Below are 18592 nucleotides of genomic sequence, written 5' to 3'. Positions count from 1 at the left end.
ATGCGTGTTGTATTAGAAGCAAAACATATTAATAAATACTTTAAGAAGCCCGTTCTGTTTCATGTGCTAAAGGATATCAACTTTCAAATAAGTCAAGGAGAGTTTGTTTCTATTATGGGAAAATCAGGTTGTGGAAAATCGACTTTGCTATACATTCTTTCCACAATGGATACAGACTATGAAGGTGAATTATTTTTAGATAATAAGTTAATCACTGGGCAAGATAGAGATCATTTATCATATATGAGAAATAAACATATTGGTTTTGTGTTTCAATTTCATTATTTATTATCAGAATTTTCAGTTTTAGAAAACGTAATGCTTCCAGCTAAAAAGTTAGCAGAAAAATCATATCAAGAGATTGAGTACAATGCTATAGAAAAACTAAAAATGCTAAATATTGAGCATCTGGCGAAAAAACGCGCCTCTCAGGTTTCTGGTGGTGAAAAGCAGCGTGTTGCCATTGCACGTGCATTAATAAATAACCCTTCTATAATTATGGGTGATGAACCTACTGGGAATTTGGATAGCCATAATGCAGAAAATGTATTCAATATTTTTAAGCGATTGAGCGATGAAGAAGGATTGTCTTTACTAGTTGTAACACATGATGAAGATTTTGCAAATAAAACCGATAGAACCATTCAAATGGAAGATGGGAAGATAATTCTATAAGCTTTTTAGATAATGATATTAATCATTTTATTTGATTCTAATTAGAGCTAACTTTAGTTTATAATTAAAATTGATTCCATGAAAACGCTACAAGATATAGAAGATCAAATTATGAGACTCACACTGAGCATAGAAATTAATTACCCAGAACTCTATGCAAAACTAGATGAAAATCCAATAACGTTGCCTTCAGAGATTCATCCAGATATGGATACTAAAATTATGGAAGAATATTTAGAAAGTTTAAAACAGATATTAAGACAATACACCAAAACTCATAATAAAACGTAATGGCATACATAGATTATTACAAAATATTGGGAGTCTCAAAAAAAGCTACTGAAAACGATATAAAAAAAGCGTATCGTAAGCTCGCTCGCAAATATCATCCAGATCTTAATCCAAACGATAAAGAGGCTGAGCAAAAATTTAAGGAAGTAAATGAAGCCAATGAAGTATTGAGTAATCCTGAAAATCGAAAAAAGTACGACGAATACGGAGAACATTGGCAACACGCAGAAGAATACGAAAAAGCAAAACAACAAGAGCAATACCAACGAAGTACAAGTAGCCAATATGGTGGTTATTCTGAAGAAGATTTTTCAGATTTCTTTGGTTCTATGTTTGGCGGTCGTACGGGACAATCTCGTGGTCAACAAGTAAGATTTAAAGGCCAAGATTTTAATGCACAATTACAACTCAATCTTAACGATGTTTACACCACACATAAGCGAACGCTCACTGTTAATGGTAAGAATATAAGAATTACTATACCTGCTGGTGTAGAAAATGGTCAGATTATTAAAATAAAAGGCCATGGAGGCAAAGGTGTTAATGGAGGACCAAATGGCGATTTGTATATTGAGTTTTCTATTATTAATAATACCCAATTTAAAAGAGATGGAGATAGCTTATTTGCTTCGGTAGATTTAGATTTATACAAAGCCCTTTTAGGTGGTGATATAATGGTGAATACTTTTGACGGAAAAGTAAAACTAAATGTAAAACCAGAAACCCAAAACGGAACCAAAGTTAAACTAAAAGGAAAAGGATTTCCGAAGTATAAAAAAGAAGGGCAGTTTGGCGATTTGTTTATCACTTACACTATAAAAATGCCAACAAAACTGTCTGCAAAAGAAAAAGAACTCTTTACAGAATTATCAAAATTAAGATAACATGGAAACAACTCATCTCATCTCAATTCAGCAATTTTGTACACATTACAATGTTCCAAAAACGTTTATTAATGCTTTGCATGAGTACGACTTAGTTGAAATTACTATTACTGACAATGAGAATTATATAAAAACAAATCAGCTAAATGATATTGAAAAAATGATGCGGTTGCATTATGATTTAGACATTAATTTAGAAGGTATTGATGCGATTTATAATTTGTTAAAACAAGTAGAAGCTCTCCAAAATCAAGTAGTAACACTTAGAAATAAATTAAAAATTTACGAGAACTTATAAATAGATTATTTGTGACCACATTAGAACTTATAAAAGAATGGATTAAAGACAATACTTTTATATGGAGTATTGTCAAGTTTATTATAGTTCTGGTCATTGTTTTGTCCGTTATTCAAATTATAAGAGGCTATTTAAAACGAAAAATATCTAATACAGTTGTCCGTTACAAAGCTCAAAAAGGTATTGAAATATTGGGGTATGTTTTGTTAGTTATTTTGGCAATAACGTATTTTTCGGGTTCTATTAAAGATTTTACCATTATTATTGGGTTGTTTACAGCAGGATTGGCTTTTACCTTACAAGAGCTAATACTTAGTATTGCAGGCTCTTTATATATCTTTTTGGTGAAAGTTTACAAACCAGGAGATCGCATTGAAATTAACGGTATAAAAGGTGATGTTATTGATGTTGATAGCATTTACACAACCATGATGGAAATTGGCGAATGGGTAAGCAGCGATAATTATAGTGGACGTATAGTAAAGTTAAGTAATGCCTTTGTTTTTAAAGGGCCAATTTATAATTACTCTAAAGACTTTCCGTTTATCTGGGACGAATTTAACTTACCAATTCGTTATGGTTCTGATGTAGAATTAGCAAAATCAATTATTATCAAAATCGCTTCAGAAACACTCTCAGAATATACTGCAAATTCAAAAGCCCAATGGAAAAGTGTAGTAAATAAATACTATATAGAAGATGCACAAATAGACCCAACGTTGGCGATTTCAATAACAGACAATTGGATTCAATTTAATTTAAGATACATCGTAGATTTTAAAAAGCGTCGGTATATTAAGCATCACCTTAATGATAAGATTAGAGTTGAGTTTGAAAACACAAAAGGAAAAATTATTTTGGCATCTACAACCATAGAACTGGTTAAAATTCCAGACATAAAGATTAACCTAAATAAGGATAATATAACTTGATTTAAAAAGTATATTACTTTTTATAAATAACTCAGTATATAACTTATGCTTTTTTATGGAAAAAAATACAAGAAAAGGCCATAACCAGAGTAAGATTAATAGAAACCCATCAGAACTTATGTTTGCCGTTTTCTGTGGCAGTTTTTTAATCATTGGTTTTTTTATTGAAAAATTTACAGCGTTAAACGAATGGTATTCTCTATCAAGTTATCTGATTTCCTATTTTTTTGGTGGTTATTTTATTACTATTGAAGCTTCAAAAAAAATCCCTAAAGGAAGTTTTGATATTGATTTTTTAATGATTGCAGCAGCTGTAGGTGCTGCATATATTGGTAGTTGGGCAGAAGGAGCATTGCTCTTATTTCTTTTTAGTTTAGGCCATGCGTTAGAGCATTATGCAATGAATAAAGCAAAAAAATCAATTGAAGCTTTAAACAAATTGTCACCTAAAACAGCACTTACAAAAAAGGATGGTAAGCTAACTGAAATAGCTATAGAAGACTTAAAAATAAATGATATTATCGTTGTTAAGCCTAATTCTAAAATTGCAGCAGATGGAGTAATAATAAGCGGGAATAGTAGTATTAATCAGGCGCCAATAACGGGAGAAAGTATACCAGTCGACAAAACTTACATAGAAAACAAGGACAATTTACCTGAGTTTAAACATATAAACAAAAAACATATTGTATTTACTGGAAGTATTAATGGTGATGGTAGTCTTGAGGTTCTGGTACTTAAGTTAAATAAAGATTCAACTGTTGCGCGATTAATAAAAATGGTGAGTGAAGTTGAAACTCAAAAATCACCAACACAAAGAATTACCAAGAAATTCGAAAAATGGTACGTTCCTTTTGTGATTTTAACCGTTTTCTTATTATGCTTCGCATATTTGGTAATTGATGAGAGTTTTAATACAAGTTTGTATAGAGCTATCACCGTTTTGGTGGCTGCAAGCCCTTGTGCATTGGCTATTTCTACACCAAGTGCTGTTTTAAGTGGTATTGCAAGAGCGGCTCAAAAAGGCGTTCTCATTAAAGGAGGAAAAGCACTTGAGGATCTCGGAGAAATTTCAACTATTGCGTTTGATAAAACAGGTACTTTAACTGAAGGCAAACCTAAGCTGGCTAATGTCATTCCTGTCAATAATTTTAATGAAATTGAATTTGTAAAATTAGTTTTAGAAGTAGAAGGTTTAAGCAATCATCCACTAGCCAAAGCAATTTCTAATGATATTACAAAACAATATAATATTGAGTTACAAAACAAAGCTACTAACGTAATTGCAGTACAAGGCAAAGGGATTGAAGCATCATTTAATGGTGATAAAGTATATATAGGAAATGTAAAATTAATGGAGACTGCAGGCATTAAAGTAAATGAAGATATTATTAGTAAGATGCATAATCTATTACAATTAGGGCAAACAGTAATGATTGTTGCTTTTAAGCATGAAATTATAGGCTTAATAAGTGTTATGGATTTGCCAAGAGAAACAGCTGCAAATACATTAAAACAATTAAAAAATATTGGGATTAAACATATGGTGATGCTCACTGGAGACCACCAAAATGTTGGTGATGCTATTGCCAAACAAATCGGATTGTCTGATGCAAAAGGGAATTTATTGCCAGAGGACAAGGTTTCTGAAGTGAAAAAACTTATTCATCGTTACAAGAAAATAGCAATGGTAGGCGATGGCGTAAATGATGCGCCAGCTATGGCGTTAAGTACTGTAAGTATTGCCATGGGAGCAGCAGGAAGTGATGTGGCTCTAGAAACGGCTGACGTTGCTTTAATGTCTGATAAAATTGAAAACTTACCTTTTTTAATTGGTTTAAGTAGACAATCTAAGCGCACAATAAAACAAAACATATTTATAAGTTTGGGTGTTGTGGCACTGCTTGTTCCTGTAACTATTTTAGGACTTACAAATATTGGTTTGGCGGTTGCTTTTCATGAAGGGTCTACCATCGTTGTAGTCTTAAATGCTTTAAGATTATTACGGTACAAATTAGATTAATTGCTTGCCAATTATTTTTTTAAAAACATAAATTATCGATTTCATTTTATAGATTACTGATTAATATCATATTTTAATATTTTAATTATGAATAACTTAGTAGAAACACATAACGGCTAAGACAATGATTAGAACCTTAAATGAAATAGAGTGTAAAAGTATTCTTGAAGATAATTATATTGGCAATTTAGCTTACATATACAGATGTAGACCATTTGTGGTACCAATAACTTATTTTTATGATAAAAAGAATAATGTAATTATTGGATACTCTGCAGAAGGTCAAAAGATAAGAGCCATGCGTAAAAACGCGAGCGTAAGCCTAAATGTTTCAGAAATAGATTCTGTTAATTCTTGGATGTCTGTTTTAGCTCAAGGCGATTTTTATGAACTCAAAGGAAGTGAAGCTAAATCACAACTTCATATATTTTCTTTAGGCGTAAAAGATTTGATTATAAAAAATGAACATAGAGAATTAGATTTTATAAGTGATTTTTCTAGTAAAATTTATAATGATGATTTACCTGTGATTTTTATTATTAAAATTGAAGAACTTACAGGTAAATTAAGAATACATAAAGAGCTTCAATAGCAATAATATTATTCTAATTACCTTAAAAACACAAAGAGAGAATTGTAAAGTCTATAAAACTGACATAAGAAATATCTTATAGTCTAGCTTTTTTAGCCACGTCTACTTCTATTGTCTAATTTACTTCTTGTGCTACTGTTGTTAGTTCTTCTAGTAGAATGATATTCTCTAATATTATCACCATAATAGTTATTAATTCTTTCTTGTTTGGCACGTCTTAAATTAATAGTATTAAAGCGTTGCGGTAATACTTTTACCGAAACCCAAGTATTATTATTTAGATAGATATATTGACGTAACGTTAAATCATAGTACAAATAATATTCTGGAAAATAAATATAACGCACATTAACCACACGATTAGGATAAAACCAAGCAGGTGTAGGATGTGATGGTCTAGAGGAAATAATTACGGGTCCACAACTTTCAAAACTTAATAATGAACCTACTATTATAACGATAAACTTAAGTGATTTCATGAGTGTATTGTTTTAGTTATAAATTAACAACCAAATTCACTATTTTGAAATGATATTAATCATTTCAAATATTGAAATCATAAACTAAATTGCATAAAAGTAATTTTGATGCTAACCTTTAAAAATTTCAACGTTGCAGATTGGTTTTCATTTTACAGAATTTTTGCTGCACCTTTTTTATTAGTCTTAGTTTGGTTAGACCAACGCTTAATTTTTACATGGCTTTTACTATTAAGTTACTCTACAGATGCTATTGATGGATATTTAGCCAGAAAGTTAAAAATAGCAAGTCCAAGAGGTTCTCAACTAGACTCGTTTGGTGATCAAATTACGCTCATTGTTGGATTAATAGGACTATTTTTTTTCGAAAAAGAATTTATTAAAATCAATCTTATATTAATTCTTATTGCATTTATACCATACATTGTACAAATGCTTATTGCTTACTTTAAATACGGGAAAGCTACAGCATTCCATACCTACTTAGCTAAGTTATCTGCCATATTGCAAAGTATTTTTATTCTCACTTCACTATTTTTTAAACCAGAAAACACATTGTTTTATATAATGATAATTGTTGGCGTTTTAGAAACAATTGAAGAAATCACACTCATTTTTATGTACGACAATTGGGTATCTGACGTAAAAGGCATTTTTATGGCATTAAAGGATAAGAGACGATTAAAAAAATAAGAGGATTTGTAAGTGATAGGATAATAATTAATGTAGATATAATCAATAATTAAGTGAATAAACCAATTTCGCCATAACTAATGAGAAGTTATTCTTTATTTACAATTTTGCTGTTATGTTTGTCCATTTTATTGGTTGACATTGCTGCATTTTATTGGCTACAATCCATTACACAACTTATACCATCTAAAGGTCTCAAAATTATTATAAATGTTGTCTTTTGGGTATTTACATTCGGACTCATTACTTCTATAATTATACTTAAATTAAAGTTAGATGAAATTAGTGCAACGCGTAAACATTTACTTATTTCTTCCTTTTATGGGTTAACAGTATCTTCTTTTATTCCTAAATTAATTTTTATTATAATTATTAGTGTTTTGTACTTCACTAATTATATGATTTCAAATACAGAATCGTTAATTATCATTCCTGTAATTGGTTTATTTTCTGGGTTTTTACCGTTTTTTGTTATTGTTTATGCGATTTTTAAAGCGGTTTATCATTTTAAAATTTATCATCATAAAATAAAGTTTAAGCACTTACCTGCTTTATTTAATGGTTTGAGAATTGTTCAGATTTCAGACTTGCATTTGGGTAATTTTAATTACCGATACAAGATTTTAAAACGCGCTGTAAAGCTGATTAATGACTTAAAACCTGACTTGATTTTTTTTACAGGTGATTTGGTAAATAATTATGCGTGGGAATTAAGAGGTTGGAAAAAAGTATTTGAAAAGCTAGAAGCTAAGCATGGAAAATATGCTGTATTAGGAAACCATGATTATGGTGACTACAGTGAATGGGACACTTTAAAAGATAAAAAAGATAATTTTGAAGCAATTAAAAACTTCTTCTCAACTATAAATTTTAAACTACTACTTAATGAAGCTGAGAAGATTGAAATAAATAAAGAACATATAGCCATATTAGGTGTAGAAAATTGGGGAAATCCACCTTTTAAACAATATGGTAACCTTAAAAAAACGTTAGCATCTGCAGTGGCTATTGAGTTTAAAATTTTACTAACCCATGACCCAAGCCACTGGCAAGCAGAAGTAGTAAAGCAAACCGATATTGCGCTTACATTTTCTGGGCACACACATGGAATGCAAGCGGCCTTAAATATTGGTAAAAAACAATGGAGCCCAATTAAATATAAATTTTTGCATTGGGCAGGGCTTTATAAAACTGGCCAACAGTATTTGTATGTAAATCGTGGTTTGGGTTGGTTAGGCTTTCCTGGTAGATTGGGTATGCGCCCAGAAATTACTTTAATAGAATTGCTTAATTAAATTTATGCATATTACACTTCTAAATGACCATGGTCATTGCGAGAAATGGTATTAGATTTTAACTTAAGAGCATAAATCATTTGCTATTATGAAAATCTTTATCAAACTTTTTGTCGTGGTATTTATTCTGTTCTTATTTACCATTTTTCTATTATGATTTTTGGAAACATTAAATGTTCTTAGAACAACTATGAATCTAGTTTTTAGTATTGTATTATCGATTCACGGATTTATTCACCTTATGGGTTTTGCAAAGCCTTTTAAAATTGTAGAAATTTCGCAATTATCTCAAAGCATTTCAAAACCCATGGGATTAATTTGGTTGATTTCGTGCATGTTGTTTTTAATTACAGTATTTGAATTAATAACCAATAGAACTTGGTTTTATATGGCTTTGATTGCAGCTTTTATTTCTCAAGTATTAATCATTTTACATTGGGAAGATGCCAAATATGGGTCAGTCATAAACGTTATAATTCTTTTAGTAAGTTTTTCTGCATTGATGACAAATCGTTTTAATAAAATGGTTGTACAAGAAAATAGACAAATACTTAAATCAATTACGGTTAATAATCGTACAATAATTGCCAATAAGGATATTGAGCATTTGCCACCAATTGTGCAGAAATGGATGATAAATTCTGGAGTCATTGGAAACCAAAAAGTATTCTCTGTATGGTTACAACAGATTGGTACTATGCGAATAAAACCAAATGGTAATTGGATGCCTTTTAAAGCAAAACAAAATTTTAATGTTGAAGAACCTGCATTTGTATGGCAGACTAAAATCGAGGTAATACCATTAATTCAAATGATTGGTCGAGATAAGTTGGTAAATGGTAATGGCGAAATGCTAATTAAACTTGCAGGATTGTTGCCTGTAGTAAATGAATCTAAAAATTCAAAAATTAATCAAGGCGCCATGGTAAGATATTTGGCTGAAATCTGTTGGTTTCCTAGCGCAGCTTTAAATGAATATATAACTTGGAATTATATTGATGAATCTTCAGTAAAAGCGACATTAACATATAAAGATCAATCAGTTTCAGGAGTATTTTCATTCAGTACAACAGGTGATTTTGTCTCATTTACAGCAAATCGTTTTTATGGAGGAGATATAAAATCTACTAAAGAGGTATGGTTTGTTGAAGCAATATCTTATAAAATGTTTGATGGAGTTAGACTACCAAATAAAAGCAAAGTAACCTGGAAATTACCAGAAGGTGATTTCAATTGGTTAAATGTTGAAATAACGGATATAAAATATAATCTACCTATTGCTGATTAGTTAATTTGTTAGAGTCATTCCCTTTCTTTTTTGCTTTCTCTTCTTGTCGTTCTAATTTTTTAAAATAACCACGTGTTAAAAAGTTGTGCTTTAGGGCTTCCATATTTTCGTTGAATTTACTTGTGCCTTCATTGATGTTTTTAAGCGTATGCTTTAAGTTATTTACCAATGATGTATCATTTAGTACATAATTTAATGCACCTTTATTAGACTGAATATCTGTAACAACAGTATTTGCATTTTTAACTAGATTTTCAATTTCTTGGCTAGAGATTTCAAGGTTTTTTATAACGGTTTTTAATTTATGGTTAGAAATTGTATCATTAATTAATAATCCTAAAACAGAGTTATCATTGGTTTTAATATTAGAGAGAATGGTATTGAGTTCGTTAATAGATTGCGTTGCATTATAACTTACTTGCCTAAGGTTGGTAACAGACTGTTTTAAATCTTTGGCCATTAGAGTATCATTGAGTAATACACCTATAGTTCCTTTTCCTTTAATTACAGCATTGGTTATTTTGAGTAAATCTGAGGATAAGATGGCGATATTTTCAGAGCTAGAACCTAAGGTGCTTAGAATATCATCAGCACCTATCTTACTGTAAGATTCAATAGTATCACCATTTCTAACAACTGGTGCGCCAATGTTATTACCAGGTACAATATTTATAATCATATTTCCTACTAAACCATCGGATCCAATAGCTGCAATAGCATCAGTTTTTATGTGTTCAATTATCTTTTCTTCAATGGCCATGTCTACTTTTATTACAGAATCATTAAGCATGGATATGTCTTTTACCGTGCCAATATGAATGCCAGAATAACGCACGTTGTTTCCTTTTTGTAAGCCATTTATATTTTGAAAATGGGCACTAATGGTAAATGTTTTTTCAAACATATTTTGGCGTTGTCCTATAAAGTAGACAGCTGTTACAAATAGCAATGTGCCTAATAAGACAAAGATGCCTAACCGAATTTTTTGAGTTTCTGTAGTTTTCATCTGCCTAGTTTATTTACTGTTTAAAAAATGCTCTAATTTTTGGGTCATTTGAAGCAGACAATTCTTTAAAAGTCCCAACGGTGTAATCGACACCATCAATCAATAATATCATTCGGTCCGAAATATATCTAGCACAATCCACATCGTGTGTTATAATAAGTGATGAGGTATTATATTTTGTCTGTATATCTTTCATTAATAGAATAATTTCTTTTGATGTAATAGGATCCAAGCCACTTGTAGGTTCATCGTATAAAATGATTTTTGGTTGTAATATCAAGGTGCGTGCTAAAGCCACACGTCGTTTCATGCCGCCAGACAATTCTGAAGGCATTAAGTCTATAGCACTTTCCAGTCCTACATTTTTTAGTGCTTCTATCACCATAGTATTAGTGTCTGTTTTATGGTCAAATTTTTCGGAATGGCGACGTAATGGAAACTCTAAATTTTCGCGTACTGTCATAGAATCATATAAAGCACTTCCTTGAAACAAGAAACCAATATCTGCTCGTAAAATATCTAAGGTTTCTTGGTTTAAGGTTGTAATATCCTTATCCATTACTGTAATAGAGCCACTATCTGCTTCCATTAAACCCACTAAACATTTTATCATTACGGATTTGCCAGAACCAGATTTTCCCATAATCACCAAATTCTCACCTTTATACAAAGTCATATTAAATCCATTGAGAACATTGTTCTCTCCAAAACTTTTGTACAAATCTTTAATTTGAAGAACAATTGGAGGTCGTTCTAAGTTTTTAGGTTGATTTGCTATATCTTGTGTTTCTTTCATAATTCATAAAAAATATCTGCAACAAAAACAGCGATAAAATCAATAACAAATAATAGTAAGGAAGTAAAAACTACAGCAGAATTTGCTGCCTTACCAACACCTGCTGTTCCTTTTTTACAGTAGTAACCTTTAAAACATCCTACAAGCCCAATAGCAAATCCGAAAAAGAAAGATTTAATAGTTGCAGGCAGAATGTCACCAAACTCTAACGAATCAAAAACCTGATTAAAATACAGGGTAAAAGACACATTTCCTTTTAAATTTTCGACTAAAAAAGAACCGTATAATGCAATTGCATCACCAATAATAATCAATAAAGGAATCATTAATGTGGTTGCTAAAATTCTAGTTACCACCAAATACTTAAATGGATTAGTACCAGAAACTTCCATAGCATCAATCTGCTCAGTAACACGCATAGAGCCTAATTCGGCACCAATACCAGAGCCAATTCTACCTGCACATACCAAAGCCATTATCATTGGGCCAATTTCTCTCACAATAGAAATCCCAACCATAGATGGCATCCAAGAAACAGCACCAAATTCTAATAATGTTGGTCGGGTTTGTAAAGTCAATACTAAACCAATAATAAAACCAGTAATTGCAACAAGTAACAAAGAGCGATTACCCATACTATAACATTGGCGCAACAATTCTTTAAATTCAAAAGGTGGTTTTAAGGCCTCTTTAAAATAACGACCAGCGAAATAAGATAATTCTCCAATTTCCTTAAGAAAAGAATTAAATTGATTCTCTATACTTTTAATGCCAGACATGCTTGCTTATCTTGTTATTACTCAAATTTAGAGCAATAAAGCCGTTCTTGAAATGATAATCATCATTCTGTTAAATTGACTTTTATCGTAGCAAATAAGGGTGATTTAGATACTATTTTTTCTTAATTAACAAAGTAAAACTGATAACCATCATTTTACATTTTTAGGGGATGATTTAATTTTAGAAATCATAAATACTTATGAAATGCGATCAACGGTACACCTTAGAAATCTAGAAAGTTGTGGTAATGCATCCATTATTGAAAATGCACTTTCTAAATTGAAAAATATTTCGGAAGTAGTTGTTGATTTTAAAAATGAAACAGTTGCCTTTAATTTTCATACAAAACACGACTTTGAGCATGCTAAACATGTTTTAGAAATGTTGGGTTACCCAATACGTGGAGCAGAAAATAAATTGAAAATGTAATACTACTGAAATGCTATTGGTATTTCTTAAACTTAAAAATAATGGAAACAATACAAGAACAAGAAAAGATTATTGGTATGCCAAGAATTGGAGATAATGCACCAGCATTTAATGCCATAACTACGCAAGGCGAAATTAATTTCCCTGAAGATTATTCTGGTGAATGGGTAATTTTATTTAGTCATCCTGCAGATTTTACACCTGTTTGTACCTCTGAATTTATGACGTTTGCACATCTTGAAGATAAGTTTGCTAAAGCTAATTGTAAATTAGTTGGCTTATCTATTGATGGATTATATAGCCATATTGCATGGTTACGCACCATAAAAGAAAAGATTAAATTTAAAGGAATGAAGGATATTGAGGTTAAATTTCCATTGATAGAAGATATTTCAATGGAAGTTGCTAAAAAATATGGCATGATACAACCTGGTGAAAGTAAAACACAGGCTGTAAGAGCTGTCTTCTTCATTGATCCAAAAGGAATAATAAGAGCCTTAATCTATTATCCATTAAGCTTAGGTAGAAATTTTGATGAAATTTATAGAGCATTAATTGCTATGCAAGCGGCAGATAAATTTGCAATCGCTACACCTGCAGATTGGTATCCAGGCGATGATGTTATTGTTTCGCCTGCAGGTTCTTGTGGTGTTGCCGAAGAGCGAATGACAGCTACAGATGAGTTAGAATGTGAAGATTGGTTTTTCTGTACTAAAAAACTTGATAAAGAAGAAGTACTAAAAGCCATCATAAAAACTTAGGTTCAAAACACTAACCATGCTCATTAAACTAAATCATCAACTGTTTTTTTTAGTAGCACTAATACTATCACTAAAGCTTTGTTGCCTAAAAGCGCAAAATACGCTTGGGTTGTTAGATAACAAGAGTGACAAAGCTTTAGTTGCTATTGATGATTTTAAGGGCATTTTAGTAAAGCAACCTGTTAAAATTTCAGGCTACTTTCATTATATAGATTCCTTAGTAAGTCACTATGATTCTTTAACACCTTATACGCTGACCGAACATATTTTAGTAAGGGCTAATCCATGGATTATAGACACCCTTAAAAATACAGATTATTACAGAATGAAAGCTAGAGATTCTTTTGTTTATAACCAGAAAGATTTAATAGTTTTAAGAGAAGGTAATACCATAAATATTCCAGATTCACTGCAAGTTAATCAGCTTAAAAACGCATTTAATAAAACTCGAATTGATATTAATATCCCAGAATATAAACTTCGTATTTATGAAGATTCTGTTCTGCTTTATGAATTTCCGGTAAGAGTTGGTAAAAATCAATCTAAGTATCTTAAAATGTCTGGAAGAATTCAAGATTTAAAAACTAAAACTGGTGAAGGACACATTGTAAATCATGTACGTAATCCAAGATATGTTAATCCGGTTAATAATCATCAATATTTTGTAACAAAACGCGATGATGGTGAAGTAACTAGATTGCCACAGATTCCTTTTATTGAAACAGTAATCAATGGTTTGCGTTATGGACAATTAATTCATCCTACAACAAACCCTATAACTTTGCGAAAAGCCTATTCAAATGGCTGTATTGGAACCAATGAAGGCGATGCTTGGGTAATTTATTATTACGCACCAATTGCTACTAAAATAGAAATAAGATACCAATTAATGGTTGTTAATAAAGAAGGTGAAACCATTGTTTTAGAGGATATTTATGGTAAAGGTGAATAGTAGATTTATACGCTTTCAATGAGATTAGTTAATTCATTTTCTGTTTCTTCACCTTTGCTCCAGCAATTAAAATTATGAATAGTAGTTTCTGCAATATTAGTTAATGCTTCTTCGGTTAAAAACGCATGATGTCCTGTAATTAATACATTTGGGAAAGAATTTAAACGCATTAGAATATCATCGTCTGGAATATCTAGGGAGTGGTCTTTAAAGAAAATTTCTTTTTCGTTTTCATAGACATCAATACCTAAAGCGCCAATCTTGCCACTTCTAAGACCGTCAATGATGTGTTCTGTGTTAAGTATGGATCCTCTAGCTGTATTAATAATAATAACTCCATCTTTCATATTAGATATTAAATCCTCATTTATAAGCTGATGTGTATCTGTATTTAATGGAACGTGTAATGAAATGATGTCTGACTTTTCACATAAGTCTTCAAGCGATGTATAATTAACATTATAATGGTTTCTTAAATCTTCATCTTCTTCAATATCATAACCCAAAAGGTTGCATCCAAAGCCATTCATTATTTTACACATTACATTACCAATTTTACCAGTACCAATGATGCCAACAGTCTTTTTGTTTAAGTCAAAACCAACAAGGTTGTTAAGATTAAAATTATATTGTTTTACGCGCCAATTAGATGCAATAATCTTTCTGTTTATAGCTAATAATAAGGCAGTGGCATGTTCAGCAATGGCATAAGGAGAGTATGCTGGCACGTTGGCAACTTTTATATTTAATCTTAAAGCAGCTCTTAAGTTAACATTGTCATGACCGACCGATCTTAACCCTATATATTTTATACCAAAATCTTTGAGTTTTTCTATTGTAATAAAACAAGCTTCGTCTGCTGAAAAAATAGATATAGCATCAAAACCAACTGACAACATTGCTGTTTTAGAAGATAAAGCATCGTTAATAAAGGTGAGTTGATGTTTATTATTATTGGCCGTTTTTAAATAGGGAATTTCAAATTCTTTGGCGCTATATACAAGTACTTTCATGATTTGTTTTTTCAAATGATTACGTATAAATCTATATAAAATAGAGCTAGTGCCCAATGATATTGCTCATGTTAGTACACAGTATCAATTAGATACTAATTTTAACACTAGAAATTAACCTTTAAAAAACAAACCAGAATAGCAGTTAATTAAAATGATTAGTATCATTTTTTTAATAATGAAGCTAATTTATATTTATCACTGTGTAAATTTTTGAATTATAAAAAATAAAATATTATAACAAATGAAAACTATGAGTTTAATTAAAAAAATGCACGTGTTTATACTTGCATTTGCAGTTTTGGTTGTATTAAATTGTTGTAAAAACACATCAGAAAAAACAGGTGAAGCGCTTATTGAATCTACCATTGGTAATGATGCTGATGTTGATTTGGAAGATGAAAAAATTGTAATTGAAACGAAAGAAGGAACTTTTACTTCTGACACAGCAAATCATAGTTGGCCAGATGAAATACCTAAAAGCGTTCCAGAATTTTTAGATGGTAAGATTGTAAATATTTCAACAAGAGAATTAGGAGCGAGTAAAAACTGGAATTTACTTTTTGAAGAAGTGGGTGATAAAGCACTAAGTGATTATAAAACAAAATTAAAAGAAAACGGCTTTAAAGTAAGTAGTATTACAATGGGAGGAACTAATACTCAAATAACTGGTGAAAATAATGACTTAATAGTTGTTGTTATGGGTGGAGATGGTATGGTTTCACTTTCTGTTGGTATAGAAGATTAGTTTGTTTTTAAAAGCACAAACATCTTGTAAGTTTAGTCATTAATAAAAAAATCCGCCAAGCTTACTTGTACGGATTTTTAGTTTTAACCGAGTGTAATACTCAGTAAATGTGTGTGTTGTGGAGTCGGAGAGAATCGAACTCTCGTCCAAACAAGTAACCAAAGGGCTTTCTACACGTTTATTCTTTTCTTGGGTTTTAGATTGCAAGCTGGTTAAAGACAACCCACTTACAACTTAGCTTTTTAATCTCGAAAAGGCATCAAAGCGCTACCTAATCTTAGTTAATATTTACGATGCCTCAAAAAAGAACGCCATTAACCAAGGCTTTCTGGAGACATTTAGCCTTTCTACCTAGTAGAAATGAGCACGAAATCTTACTATAATTCAGATTATGCAGCTAAAGCGTAGTTATTCTCGCCGTTTAAAATTTGGTCTAGCCTTTAAGGTGTTTCAATGCCATTACACCACGTGCTTACCATCTAATTAATCTCGCTGTCAAAACCAGTCGACCCCAAAATTTTAAATAAATGGATGGCGAAGTTACGAAAAAAGTTGCGCAACCTCATAAATCCTTTTACTTTCGTACAATAATTATTCCATAATAAATATTGACACGTTTTGTCAGTTTCTTAAACACAGTTTAGCATGACATTTGCCATTATTAAAGAACGTAAAAATCCGCCAGACAGGCGTGTGGTGTTTTCGCCACAACATTTAGCAGAAGCTAGAGCTCAATTTCCAGAAGCAACTTTTATTGTAGAATCTTCGGATATAAGGATTTTTCCGGATGAAGCGTATGCTAAATTAGGTTTTGAAGTTTTAGATGATGTCTCTCATGCAGATGTAATGATTGGTGTAAAAGAGGTGCCAATAGAAAATTTAATTCCTAATAAAAAATACTTTTATTTCTCTCATACTATTAAAAAGCAGCCTTATAATAGAAAGTTATTGGTTGCTATGCTAGAGAAAAATATTGAAATGTTTGATCATGAAACCATCATAAAAAATAATGGAGCGAGACTCATAGGTTTTGGTCGTTATGCAGGTTTGGTTGGCGCATATAATGGTTTTAGAGCTCTAGGTTTACGAGATGGTTTATTTACATTGCCTAAAGTAGAAACTTTAGCAGATTTAGAGGCATTAAAAGCAGAACTTGATAAAATAACATTACCAAATATAAAAATATTATTAACCGGAACGGGTAAAGTAGCCTATGGTGCAAAAGAAATTTTAGACCATTTGGGTATTAAACAGATTAGTGATGCGTTATACTTAACAAGTCAGTTTACAGAACCTGTTTATGTAATGGCAGATGTTATGGAATATGCCAAGCGTATAGATGGTAAAGTAGGCGATAGGTTTAAGTTTTATAATGACCCAACTGGTTACGAAAGTAATTTTATGCCTTACGCAAAAGAAACAGATTATTTTATTGCAGGTCATTTTTATGGAAATAATGCACCATATTTATTTACAAGAGAAGATGCAAAACATCCAGATTTTAGAATAAATCTAGTAGCAGATATATCTTGTGATATTGACGGTCCTGTAGCTAGTACAATTAGACCTTCTACAATTGCAGATCCATTTTATGGCTATGATGCACAAACGGAAAAAGAAGTAGCTTTTAATGCAGAACATGTAATAACTGTAATGGCTGTAGATAATTTGCCTTGCGAATTACCAAAGGACGCAAGTGAAGGTTTTGGAGAAACATTTTTAAAATATGTAATTCCGGCATTTTTTAATAATGATGAAGATGAAGTTCTAAAACGTGCTAAGATTACGGAAAAAGGTAAATTAACTAAACGCTTTAGTTATTTACAAGATTATATAGATGAAAAATAATAAGCAAAATACAGCTTTAGTAACAGGCGCAGCTTCTGGTTTGGGATATGAACTAGCTTTGCTTTTAGCTGAAGATAACTATAATCTAATATTAATTGATATTAATGCTAAAAAGCTAGAGGAAGCAAGAAAAAATATCTTAAAAAACTACCAGCCAGAAATTACCTTAATGGTAAAAGATTTAAGCATTGTAAATATTGCCGAAGAAATTTTTAATGAAATTAGCGATATTGAAATTGAAGTGGTAATAAATAATGCAGGCTTTGGGTTGTTTGGCACATTTTGCGATACAGATTGGGAACGAGAATCTAAAATGCTAAATCTTCATATATTAACTTCAACACATTTATTAAAATTGTTATTGCCAGATATGGTAAAACGTGGTTCTGGAAAAATATTGAATTTATCATCATTGGCTGCATTTCAGCCAGGTCCATTAATGGCTTTGTATTATGCGTCTAAAGGTTATATTTTGTCCTTTTCAGAAGCTATTTCTAATGAATTAAAAGGTACAGGCGTTACTGTTACGGCTTTATGTCCTGGTCCAACAAAAACAGAATTTCAGAATGTGGTTTCAGAGGACACTTCTGAAAACAAGATTGCTTTTAATATGGCTTGCCCAAAAGAAGTCGCTTTATATGGTTATAATGCCATGAATAGAGGAAAGGTTGTTGCTATACCAGGCACAATTAATAAGTTTTTATCTGTATTACCACGAATTTTAACGCGTAATAGAACGACTAAAATAGTGCGAAAAATTCAGGATAAGAATAGGGATTCTTAATTGGTTTAATCTAAAATCACATAAA

The 18592-nt window shown here is 31.1% G+C and carries 21 protein-coding genes and 1 other RNA gene; 16 read left to right on the top strand and 6 right to left on the bottom strand.

What is annotated here, in order from left to right:
* The 7 genes from HNV10_RS15305 to HNV10_RS15275 all read left to right on the top strand — a co-directional run bounded on the left by HNV10_RS15305 (position 1) and on the right by HNV10_RS15275 (position 5695).
* Positions 1 to 675 (top strand): ABC transporter ATP-binding protein, encoded by a 675-nt coding sequence (locus HNV10_RS15305; protein WP_173302270.1) that lies wholly within the window; start codon positions 1 to 3, stop codon positions 673 to 675.
* A 78-nt stretch (positions 676 to 753) separates the two neighbouring features.
* Positions 754 to 966 carry a hypothetical protein gene (locus HNV10_RS15300; RefSeq protein ID WP_173302269.1) on the top strand — a complete coding sequence of 71 codons (213 nt, stop codon included), beginning with the start codon at positions 754 to 756 and terminating at the stop codon, positions 964 to 966.
* A complete protein-coding gene (locus tag HNV10_RS15295; protein WP_173302268.1) occupies positions 966 to 1850 on the top strand; it encodes a J domain-containing protein in 885 nt (294 codons plus the stop codon). The genes HNV10_RS15300 and HNV10_RS15295 overlap by 1 nt, the downstream gene beginning before the upstream one ends.
* Position 1851: 1 nt before the next feature.
* On the top strand, positions 1852 to 2148 hold the full coding sequence (locus HNV10_RS15290) for a chaperone modulator CbpM (protein WP_173302267.1): 297 nt from the start codon (positions 1852 to 1854) through the stop codon (positions 2146 to 2148).
* Between the two features lie 11 nt (positions 2149 to 2159).
* Entirely contained in the window at positions 2160 to 3080 is a 921-nt protein-coding gene (locus HNV10_RS15285) for a mechanosensitive ion channel family protein (protein ID WP_173302266.1), read from the top strand.
* Positions 3081 to 3135: 55 nt separating this feature from the next.
* Positions 3136 to 5103 (top strand): heavy metal translocating P-type ATPase, encoded by a 1968-nt coding sequence (locus tag HNV10_RS15280; RefSeq protein WP_173302265.1) that lies wholly within the window; start codon positions 3136 to 3138, stop codon positions 5101 to 5103.
* 124 nt (positions 5104 to 5227) lie between these two features.
* Complete coding sequence (locus tag HNV10_RS15275; protein ID WP_173302264.1) at positions 5228 to 5695, top strand: pyridoxamine 5'-phosphate oxidase family protein; 468 nt, start codon at positions 5228 to 5230, stop codon at positions 5693 to 5695.
* A 92-nt stretch (positions 5696 to 5787) separates the two neighbouring features.
* Here the strand turns inward: HNV10_RS15275 and HNV10_RS15270 are convergent, their stop codons facing one another.
* On the bottom strand, positions 5788 to 6174 hold the full coding sequence (locus tag HNV10_RS15270) for a hypothetical protein (RefSeq protein ID WP_173302263.1): 387 nt from the start codon (positions 6172 to 6174) through the stop codon (positions 5788 to 5790).
* Positions 6175 to 6282: 108 nt separating this feature from the next.
* On the opposite strand from HNV10_RS15270, the gene HNV10_RS15265 reads away from it, so the two are divergent.
* The 3 genes from HNV10_RS15265 (at position 6283) to HNV10_RS15255 (ending at position 9450) form a co-directional block, all read left to right on the top strand.
* Positions 6283 to 6867, top strand: coding sequence for a CDP-alcohol phosphatidyltransferase family protein (locus tag HNV10_RS15265; RefSeq protein ID WP_173302262.1), 585 nt, complete (start codon positions 6283 to 6285; stop codon positions 6865 to 6867).
* 80 nt (positions 6868 to 6947) lie between these two features.
* Positions 6948 to 8162: a metallophosphoesterase gene (locus HNV10_RS15260; protein ID WP_173302261.1), complete on the top strand. Its 1215-nt coding sequence runs from the start codon at positions 6948 to 6950 to the stop codon at positions 8160 to 8162.
* A 190-nt stretch (positions 8163 to 8352) separates the two neighbouring features.
* Positions 8353 to 9450, top strand: a complete 1098-nt coding sequence (locus HNV10_RS15255) for a DUF6920 family protein (RefSeq protein ID WP_173302260.1) — start codon at positions 8353 to 8355, stop codon at positions 9448 to 9450.
* On the opposite strand, the gene HNV10_RS15250 is transcribed toward HNV10_RS15255, so the two are convergent.
* Genes HNV10_RS15250 through HNV10_RS15240 form a run of 3 tightly spaced genes read right to left on the bottom strand, consistent with a single transcriptional unit; the run spans position 9437 to position 12031 of the window.
* Positions 9437 to 10456: an MlaD family protein gene (locus HNV10_RS15250; protein ID WP_173302259.1), complete on the bottom strand. Its 1020-nt coding sequence runs from the start codon at positions 10454 to 10456 to the stop codon at positions 9437 to 9439. The genes HNV10_RS15255 and HNV10_RS15250 overlap by 14 nt on opposite strands.
* Positions 10457 to 10469: 13 nt before the next feature.
* A complete protein-coding gene (locus HNV10_RS15245) occupies positions 10470 to 11252 on the bottom strand; it encodes an ABC transporter ATP-binding protein (protein WP_173302258.1) in 783 nt (260 codons plus the stop codon).
* A complete protein-coding gene (locus HNV10_RS15240) occupies positions 11249 to 12031 on the bottom strand; it encodes an MlaE family ABC transporter permease (protein WP_173302257.1) in 783 nt (260 codons plus the stop codon). The genes HNV10_RS15245 and HNV10_RS15240 overlap by 4 nt, the downstream gene beginning before the upstream one ends.
* 205 nt (positions 12032 to 12236) lie before the next feature.
* On the opposite strand from HNV10_RS15240, the gene HNV10_RS15235 reads away from it, so the two are divergent.
* Genes HNV10_RS15235 through HNV10_RS15225 form a run of 3 tightly spaced genes read left to right on the top strand, consistent with a single transcriptional unit; the run spans position 12237 to position 14174 of the window.
* Positions 12237 to 12461: a heavy-metal-associated domain-containing protein gene (locus tag HNV10_RS15235; protein WP_173302256.1), complete on the top strand. Its 225-nt coding sequence runs from the start codon at positions 12237 to 12239 to the stop codon at positions 12459 to 12461.
* Between the two features lie 41 nt (positions 12462 to 12502).
* Positions 12503 to 13222: a peroxiredoxin gene (locus HNV10_RS15230; RefSeq protein WP_173302255.1), complete on the top strand. Its 720-nt coding sequence runs from the start codon at positions 12503 to 12505 to the stop codon at positions 13220 to 13222.
* Positions 13223 to 13238: 16 nt separating this feature from the next.
* Positions 13239 to 14174 carry a L,D-transpeptidase gene (locus HNV10_RS15225; RefSeq protein WP_173302254.1) on the top strand — a complete coding sequence of 312 codons (936 nt, stop codon included), beginning with the start codon at positions 13239 to 13241 and terminating at the stop codon, positions 14172 to 14174.
* A 5-nt stretch (positions 14175 to 14179) separates the two neighbouring features.
* Here the strand turns inward: HNV10_RS15225 and HNV10_RS15220 are convergent, their stop codons facing one another.
* Positions 14180 to 15187 (bottom strand): 2-hydroxyacid dehydrogenase, encoded by a 1008-nt coding sequence (locus HNV10_RS15220; protein WP_173302253.1) that lies wholly within the window; start codon positions 15185 to 15187, stop codon positions 14180 to 14182.
* A 253-nt stretch (positions 15188 to 15440) separates the two neighbouring features.
* Here HNV10_RS15220 and HNV10_RS15215 point away from each other — a divergent pair, with 253 nt between their 5' ends.
* Entirely contained in the window at positions 15441 to 15935 is a 495-nt protein-coding gene (locus HNV10_RS15215; protein ID WP_173302252.1) for a hypothetical protein, read from the top strand.
* Between the two features lie 116 nt (positions 15936 to 16051).
* Here HNV10_RS15215 and ssrA read toward each other — a convergent pair.
* Positions 16052 to 16448, bottom strand: a transfer-messenger RNA (tmRNA) gene (gene ssrA, locus HNV10_RS15210).
* A 132-nt stretch (positions 16449 to 16580) separates the two neighbouring features.
* Here ssrA and HNV10_RS15205 point away from each other — a divergent pair.
* Together HNV10_RS15205 and HNV10_RS15200 are read left to right on the top strand one after the other, a co-directional pair.
* Positions 16581 to 17783 carry an NAD(P)-dependent oxidoreductase gene (locus HNV10_RS15205; RefSeq protein WP_173302251.1) on the top strand — a complete coding sequence of 401 codons (1203 nt, stop codon included), beginning with the start codon at positions 16581 to 16583 and terminating at the stop codon, positions 17781 to 17783.
* The gene (locus HNV10_RS15200) at positions 17773 to 18567 is read left to right on the top strand and encodes an SDR family NAD(P)-dependent oxidoreductase (RefSeq protein ID WP_173302250.1); all 795 of its coding nucleotides are present in this window, start codon (positions 17773 to 17775) and stop codon (positions 18565 to 18567) included. The genes HNV10_RS15205 and HNV10_RS15200 overlap by 11 nt, the downstream gene beginning before the upstream one ends.
* Positions 18568 to 18592 lie beyond the last annotated feature (25 nt).

Origin of the sequence: Winogradskyella litoriviva (genome assembly GCF_013249065.1) — a bacterium.
In the GTDB taxonomy this organism is placed as follows: Bacteria; Bacteroidota; Bacteroidia; order Flavobacteriales; family Flavobacteriaceae; genus Winogradskyella; species Winogradskyella litoriviva.
The sequence above is the reverse complement of the archived record's forward strand: the minus strand, read 5'-3'. Positions and strand labels throughout refer to the sequence as shown.

Excerpts from the sequence above, each read along its gene's own strand:
- HNV10_RS15305 (WP_173302270.1), top strand. The coding sequence starts at position 1 with ATGCGTGTTGTATTAGAAGCAAAACATATTAATAAATACTTTAAGAAG.
- HNV10_RS15300 (WP_173302269.1), top strand. The coding sequence starts at position 754 with ATGAAAACGCTACAAGATATAGAAGATCAAATTATGAGACTCACACTG.
- HNV10_RS15295 (WP_173302268.1), top strand. The coding sequence starts at position 966 with ATGGCATACATAGATTATTACAAAATATTGGGAGTCTCAAAAAAAGCT.
- HNV10_RS15290 (WP_173302267.1), top strand. The coding sequence starts at position 1,852 with ATGGAAACAACTCATCTCATCTCAATTCAGCAATTTTGTACACATTAC.
- HNV10_RS15280 (WP_173302265.1), top strand. The coding sequence starts at position 3,136 with ATGGAAAAAAATACAAGAAAAGGCCATAACCAGAGTAAGATTAATAGA.
- HNV10_RS15275 (WP_173302264.1), top strand. The coding sequence starts at position 5,228 with ATGATTAGAACCTTAAATGAAATAGAGTGTAAAAGTATTCTTGAAGAT.
- HNV10_RS15270 (WP_173302263.1), bottom strand. The coding sequence starts at position 6,174 with ATGAAATCACTTAAGTTTATCGTTATAATAGTAGGTTCATTATTAAGT.
- HNV10_RS15265 (WP_173302262.1), top strand. The coding sequence starts at position 6,283 with ATGCTAACCTTTAAAAATTTCAACGTTGCAGATTGGTTTTCATTTTAC.
- HNV10_RS15260 (WP_173302261.1), top strand. The coding sequence starts at position 6,948 with ATGAGAAGTTATTCTTTATTTACAATTTTGCTGTTATGTTTGTCCATT.
- HNV10_RS15255 (WP_173302260.1), top strand. The coding sequence starts at position 8,353 with ATGAATCTAGTTTTTAGTATTGTATTATCGATTCACGGATTTATTCAC.
- HNV10_RS15250 (WP_173302259.1), bottom strand. The coding sequence starts at position 10,456 with ATGAAAACTACAGAAACTCAAAAAATTCGGTTAGGCATCTTTGTCTTA.
- HNV10_RS15245 (WP_173302258.1), bottom strand. The coding sequence starts at position 11,252 with ATGAAAGAAACACAAGATATAGCAAATCAACCTAAAAACTTAGAACGA.
- HNV10_RS15240 (WP_173302257.1), bottom strand. The coding sequence starts at position 12,031 with ATGTCTGGCATTAAAAGTATAGAGAATCAATTTAATTCTTTTCTTAAG.
- HNV10_RS15235 (WP_173302256.1), top strand. The coding sequence starts at position 12,237 with ATGCGATCAACGGTACACCTTAGAAATCTAGAAAGTTGTGGTAATGCA.
- HNV10_RS15230 (WP_173302255.1), top strand. The coding sequence starts at position 12,503 with ATGGAAACAATACAAGAACAAGAAAAGATTATTGGTATGCCAAGAATT.
- HNV10_RS15225 (WP_173302254.1), top strand. The coding sequence starts at position 13,239 with ATGCTCATTAAACTAAATCATCAACTGTTTTTTTTAGTAGCACTAATA.
- HNV10_RS15220 (WP_173302253.1), bottom strand. The coding sequence starts at position 15,187 with ATGAAAGTACTTGTATATAGCGCCAAAGAATTTGAAATTCCCTATTTA.
- HNV10_RS15215 (WP_173302252.1), top strand. The coding sequence starts at position 15,441 with ATGAGTTTAATTAAAAAAATGCACGTGTTTATACTTGCATTTGCAGTT.
- HNV10_RS15205 (WP_173302251.1), top strand. The coding sequence starts at position 16,581 with ATGACATTTGCCATTATTAAAGAACGTAAAAATCCGCCAGACAGGCGT.
- HNV10_RS15200 (WP_173302250.1), top strand. The coding sequence starts at position 17,773 with ATGAAAAATAATAAGCAAAATACAGCTTTAGTAACAGGCGCAGCTTCT.